The 5,147-nt window shown below is 50.5% G+C and carries 4 protein-coding genes; 3 read left to right on the forward strand and 1 reads right to left on the reverse strand.

What is annotated here, in order from left to right; all coding sequences use genetic code 11:
- Positions 1–84: 84 nt before the first annotated feature.
- Positions 85–1,257 (reverse strand): phosphoribosylaminoimidazolecarboxamide formyltransferase, encoded by a 1,173-nt coding sequence (locus tag ACI3UA_RS00375; protein WP_439722848.1) that lies wholly within the window; start codon positions 1,255–1,257, stop codon positions 85–87.
- A 358-nt stretch (positions 1,258–1,615) separates the two neighbouring features.
- Here ACI3UA_RS00375 and pfkA point away from each other — a divergent pair, with 358 nt between their 5' ends.
- The 3 genes from pfkA (at position 1,616) to ACI3UA_RS00390 (ending at position 5,131) form a co-directional block, all read left to right on the forward strand.
- Complete coding sequence (gene pfkA, locus ACI3UA_RS00380; RefSeq protein WP_439722849.1) at positions 1,616–2,578, forward strand: 6-phosphofructokinase; 963 nt, start codon at positions 1,616–1,618, stop codon at positions 2,576–2,578.
- A gap of 368 nt (positions 2,579–2,946) precedes the next feature.
- Complete coding sequence (locus ACI3UA_RS00385) at positions 2,947–3,852, forward strand: LysR family transcriptional regulator (protein ID WP_439722850.1); 906 nt, start codon at positions 2,947–2,949, stop codon at positions 3,850–3,852.
- A gap of 118 nt (positions 3,853–3,970) precedes the next feature.
- Positions 3,971–5,131, forward strand: coding sequence for an alpha/beta hydrolase (locus ACI3UA_RS00390; RefSeq protein ID WP_439722851.1), 1,161 nt, complete (start codon positions 3,971–3,973; stop codon positions 5,129–5,131).
- The last annotated feature ends 16 nt before the right edge of the window (positions 5,132–5,147 follow it).

Raw genomic sequence — 5,147 nt, forward strand, 5'->3', positions numbered from 1 at the left:
TTGCTATGTGCATATTTTCTTACTTATCCACATAGCAGTGTGTATAACCTGTTAATATGTGGATAAGCCTGTGGATAACTCTGCTTAGTGGTGGAAAAGTCTGATGTGGGTAAAGGCCATGGCAATGTTGTACTTGTCGGCAGTTTCAATAACATTGTCGTCACGGATGGAACCGCCGGACTGGGCGATGAAGGACACGCCGCTCTTTTTGGCACGCTCAACATTGTCGCCAAACGGGAAGAAAGCGTCAGAGCCGAGAGCTACGCCGGTAATGGTCTTCAGATATTCCTTCTTTTCCTCACGGGAAAGAGGCTCAGGCTTCTCGGTAAATACGCGCTTCCAGTCATCGGTTTCCAGCAGGTCCTCCCATTCCTCGGAGATATATACGTCAATGGCATTGTCCCTGTCCGGGCGGCGCACATCGTCCTTGAATGGCAGGGCCAGTACCTTCGGATGCTGGCGAAGATGCCATACATCAGCCTTGTTGCCGGCCAGGCGGGTGCAGTGTACGCGGGACTGCTGTCCGGCGCCGATGCCGATGGCCTGTCCGTCCTTGGCGTAGCATACGGAGTTGGACTGGGTGTATTTCAGGGTGATGAGGGCAATCAGCAGGTCGCGCTTTGCTTCCTCGGTAAAGGTCTTGTTGACGGTAGGAATGTCGGTGAGGCAGTCCTCATTGATTTCCACGGTATTGCGCTTCTGTTCAAAGGTAATGCCGAATACCTCCTTCTGCTCCAGCTCGGCAGGCTGGAAGTCAGCGTCCATCTGGAGAACCAGATAGGTGCCCTTGCGCTTGGTCTTGAGAATTTCCAGGGCCTCGGCGGAGTAGGAAGGGGCAATAATACCGTCAGATACCTCCCGGGCCAGGAAGGAAGCGGTCTGGGCGTCGCACTCGTCAGACAGTGCCACAAAATCGCCATAGGAGGACATGCGGTCAGCACCGCGGGCGCGGATATAGGCAGTAGCAATAGGGGAAAGCTCAATGCCCTCCACGAAGTATACCTTCTGCAAAATCTCAGGCAACGGAGCGGCCACGGCAGCTCCGGCAGGGCTTACATGCTTGAAGGAAGCGGCGGCAGGCAGGCCAGTGGCCTTTTTCAGCTCCTGCACCAGCTGCCAGCTGTTCATGGCATCTAACAGATTGATGTAGCCAGGCTTGCCGTTCAGAACGGTGAAAGGAATGTCACCCTCCTTGACAAAAACGCGGGCAGGCTTCTGATTTGGGTTGCAGCCATACTTTAATTCTAATTCTTTCATGTATATCTCCTTTGTCCAGAAAAATTGTGATACATAACATTACTATATATAATTCTACCTGTCATAACTCCATTTGTAAATATCAGCGGCAAAAGAATTATTGCCGGAAAATATGGAAAAAGTGTTGAGTTTCTCGCAAAATGTATTAAAATTAGTATAGGTGACAGAGTTATCTATGAAGATTTGTCAGTAGTTTGTTTCATATATATAAATATGCTTTATAAGACTTTATTTTATTGCTAAAATGATTTATAATGCTATAGGAGCAGAAATGATATTGAAATAGAATACCTTCTATTGACAAAACTTCAATTTATCATTTAGCCATTATTTTGCAAACCCACAGGGAGGGTATAATATGATCAAGAATATCGGTGTATTAACAAGTGGCGGCGACAGCCCGGGCATGAATGCGGCTGCTCGTGCGGTAGTGCGTACCGTCCTGTACGAGGGCGGCAAGGTCTGGGGTATCTACGACGGATACCGCGGGCTTTTGGACGAGAAGATGGAGGAACTGAACTCCCGCAGTGTAGCAGATATCCTGCAGCGCGGCGGTACTTTCCTCGGCACGGCACGCTGTAAGCGTTTCATGACGCCGGAAGGCCGTATGGAAGCCTATGAGAACATGAAGAAGCGCGGCATTGAAGGACTGGTTGTCATCGGCGGCGACGGCAGCCTGCGCGGTGCCAGCAAGCTCAGCGCAGAAACCGGCGTGCCAATCGTCGGCCTGCCAGGCACTATTGACAATGATGTGTGGGGTACTGACTACACCATCGGCTGTGATACTGCGGCAAACACCATTATCGATGCCATCAACAAGCTCCGTGATACTGCTTCTGCTCACAGCCGTATCGCCGTGGTAGAGGTTATGGGACGCCGTTGCGGCTGGCTGGCTACTCTGGCAGGCATTGCAGGCGGTGCAGAGGTTGTGCTGATTCCTGAGCGTGAGTTCAATCTGGATGATGTTTGCGCTAATCTGGTGAAGTCCTATGAGAACGGCCGTCGTTATTCTCTGGTTGTTGTAGCAGAGGGCGTTGGCAGCGGCATCGACATCGGCAAGTACATTGAGGAGAAGACCCAGATGGATGTGCGCGTGTCCGTGCTTGGCCACATCCAGCGCGGCGGTTCCCCGACTGTGCAGGACCGCGTAAAGGCAAGCCAGCTGGGTGAGAAGGCTGCCCTGGCCCTGATGGCCGGTCAGACCGATGTGGTATTCGGCTTTAACAAGGGCAAGGTCGTAGCTATCAATCTCCATGATGCTATCACCAACAAGAAGCCGTTGGACCCTGAGTACATTGAGCTGGCAGATATGCTGGTTTAATGCCCGATGTCCGCGTTATGCGGTGCAGGTCTAAGCGGATTGATTTTTATGTTTCACGTGCAACACTGGTTGTCAGGTTGGCAGGTTGCCACCTGTTACGGCGTTTGTCTGCCGTGAAGCAGTGATTTATGGATTTTAATATGGGAAATGAATTGTCGTGCAGGCGGAAATGATGGGAGCAGATTTGTTTTTATCTTTCTTTGCACGGCAATTTTTTTGCCATTCATCATTTTGTGCAGTACAGGGGAAATGTGATGGTTACATTTTCAGTGATTAATAGCTGCTGGCACAGTATCCGCCTGTCAGCACCATATTGATAAGGATGAGGCATGGTAAATATCGCGTCACCATAAAGCGGGGGAATGTGCATGGAAATACGCGTACTGAAATATTTTTTGTCTGTTGCCAGAAATGAGAATATCAGCAAGGCTGCCGAGGAACTGCATCTTACCCAGCCTACGCTGTCGCGCCAGCTCAGCGAGCTGGAGGAGGAGCTGGGCACACGGCTTTTTGTGCGGGGAAAAAGGCGCACCACCCTGACCGAGGATGGCATTTTTCTCAAGGAAAGGGCAAAGGAAATCGTGGCACTGTCCGACAAGACAGTGGCGCAGTTCCAGCAGGCAGAGGAAAACATAGCCGGAGATATTTATATTGGTTGCGGTGAAACTATGGCAATGCAGGAGATTGTCAAGCTATTGGCGCCCATCAGCCAGTCTTATCCCCATATATTTGTGCATCTTGTCAGCGGCAATGAGGAAAGGATTGCGGACATGCTGCAGAAGGGGCTGGCGGATTTCGGCGTGGTCTGCCGCGGCCATGCACCTGTGGAGTATGTTTACCGCGAACTGCCTCACAGGGACAGGTGGGGGATTTTGCTGAACCGCCGTCATCCCCTGGCTGACAGGAAGGCCATCAGCAGGGAGGATTTGCTGCAGGAGCCATTGGTGGTTTCACGGCAGAATACGTCAGGCAGTCAGCTGGAGCATTGGCTGAAGAAGCCGCTGGGGGATTTGAATATTGTCGCGACATATAACCTCCTGCACAATGCAGCTTTTTTTGCCCAGGAAAACATGGCGTGCGTGCTGTGCTTTGAGGATATAGTGGAGGCCGGCGGCAGGCATTTTCCTGATGTGGTTTTCCGTCCCCTTAGCCCGCAGGTGCTTTCCGGCAATTACCTTATCTGGCGGAAAAATCAGGTTTTTTCCCGGGCCGCCAGGGTGGCGCTGGCATGTTTTGAAACGGCCTTCGGAGAGGAAAGCAACGACGATTCATAATGCTTATAGGGCATAATAATACATTTAAACTAAGTATTGGAAATAATAAGCTCCTCATCATATAATAGCCTCATCAGATGAAATCCATGAGGCTGTGATATGAAAGGAGCATTTTGTTATGAGAAATATCAGGAAAAGAAAGTCTATGCTGTTGGCTGTTTCTATGCTGGCCGGTACTATGCTGTTTGGCAGTGCAGGCAGCAGCTATGCGGCAACATCGGTCGGGGCACTGGCGGAGGCTTCCCAGATGAAGAACGCATCCATAGCCAATCTTGACAATGATACCCGTACTTTCAAGGTTGACAAGGACATTGAGGCAAAAAATGTCCGCTTCCAGAACCGCTATGGTTTTGAAGTGGCAGGCCACATGTATCTGCCAAAGGGCTTTGACAAAAATAAAAAATACAAGGCCGTGGTGATTACGGGGCCTTTTGGTGCTGTCAAGGAGCAGGCTTCCGGCCTGTATGCACAGGAAATGGCAAAAAATGGCTATGTGGCAGTTGCCTTTGACCAGTCCATGACGGGCGAGAGCAGTGGTGAACGCCGCAATATGGCGTCCCCGGATATTTTTACGGAGGATTACAGTGCGGCGGTGGATTTTGTCAGCAACCTGAAATTTGTTGATGCCGACAGGATTGGCGCGGTGGGAATTTGCGGCTTGTCAGGTATGGCGCTGACGGCCGCTTCCAATGATACCCGCATCAAGGCGGTGGCCACCTCTGCCATGTATGATATGTCCGAGAGCATCAGCGACCATTACAAGGGGGATTATTATACGCCGGAACAGCGTGAAGCGGTCAAGAAGCATCTGGCAAAAATGCGTGATATTGAGGCAAAGGAAGGAAGATTTATTGCCGGTGCCCACGAGATGGCAGTAGATGCCGAGGGCAGTGTGCAGACCTATTCCACCATGTTCCCGGACAAGCTGCCGGAGGGCGTATCGCCTGTTATCCAGCAGTTCTATGATTATTATGTAGGCAGGGCATATCATCCCCGCGCTATCAATTCCAATACCCTGGCATGGGATGCCACTGCGGCCTATGGCTTCTTCAACTTTTCGCTGATGGAAAACATCAAAGAAATCAGTCCGCGGCCTGTGCTTTTTATTACTGGTGAAAACGCCCACTCCAAATATTTTGCTGATGCCGCCTATGAGAAGGCCAACAGTCCGAAGGAAGAAATTGTGGTGCCCGGCGCCAACCATTGTGATTTGTATGACCAGATGGATAAAATTCCTTTTGACAGGCTGGTAAAGTTTTTTGATGATAATATGAAATAAATTTCAGTTTTTCGTA

The sequence above is a fragment of the Anaerovibrio sp. genome, assembly GCF_051866355.1.
Taxonomy (GTDB): domain Bacteria; phylum Bacillota; class Negativicutes; order Selenomonadales; family Selenomonadaceae; genus Anaerovibrio.

Excerpts from the sequence above, each read along its gene's own strand:
- ACI3UA_RS00385 (WP_439722850.1), top strand. The coding sequence starts at position 2,947 with ATGGAAATACGCGTACTGAAATATTTTTTGTCTGTTGCCAGAAATGAG.
- ACI3UA_RS00375 (WP_439722848.1), bottom strand. The coding sequence starts at position 1,257 with ATGAAAGAATTAGAATTAAAGTATGGCTGCAACCCAAATCAGAAGCCT.
- pfkA (WP_439722849.1), top strand. The coding sequence starts at position 1,616 with ATGATCAAGAATATCGGTGTATTAACAAGTGGCGGCGACAGCCCGGGC.
- ACI3UA_RS00390 (WP_439722851.1), top strand. The coding sequence starts at position 3,971 with ATGAGAAATATCAGGAAAAGAAAGTCTATGCTGTTGGCTGTTTCTATG.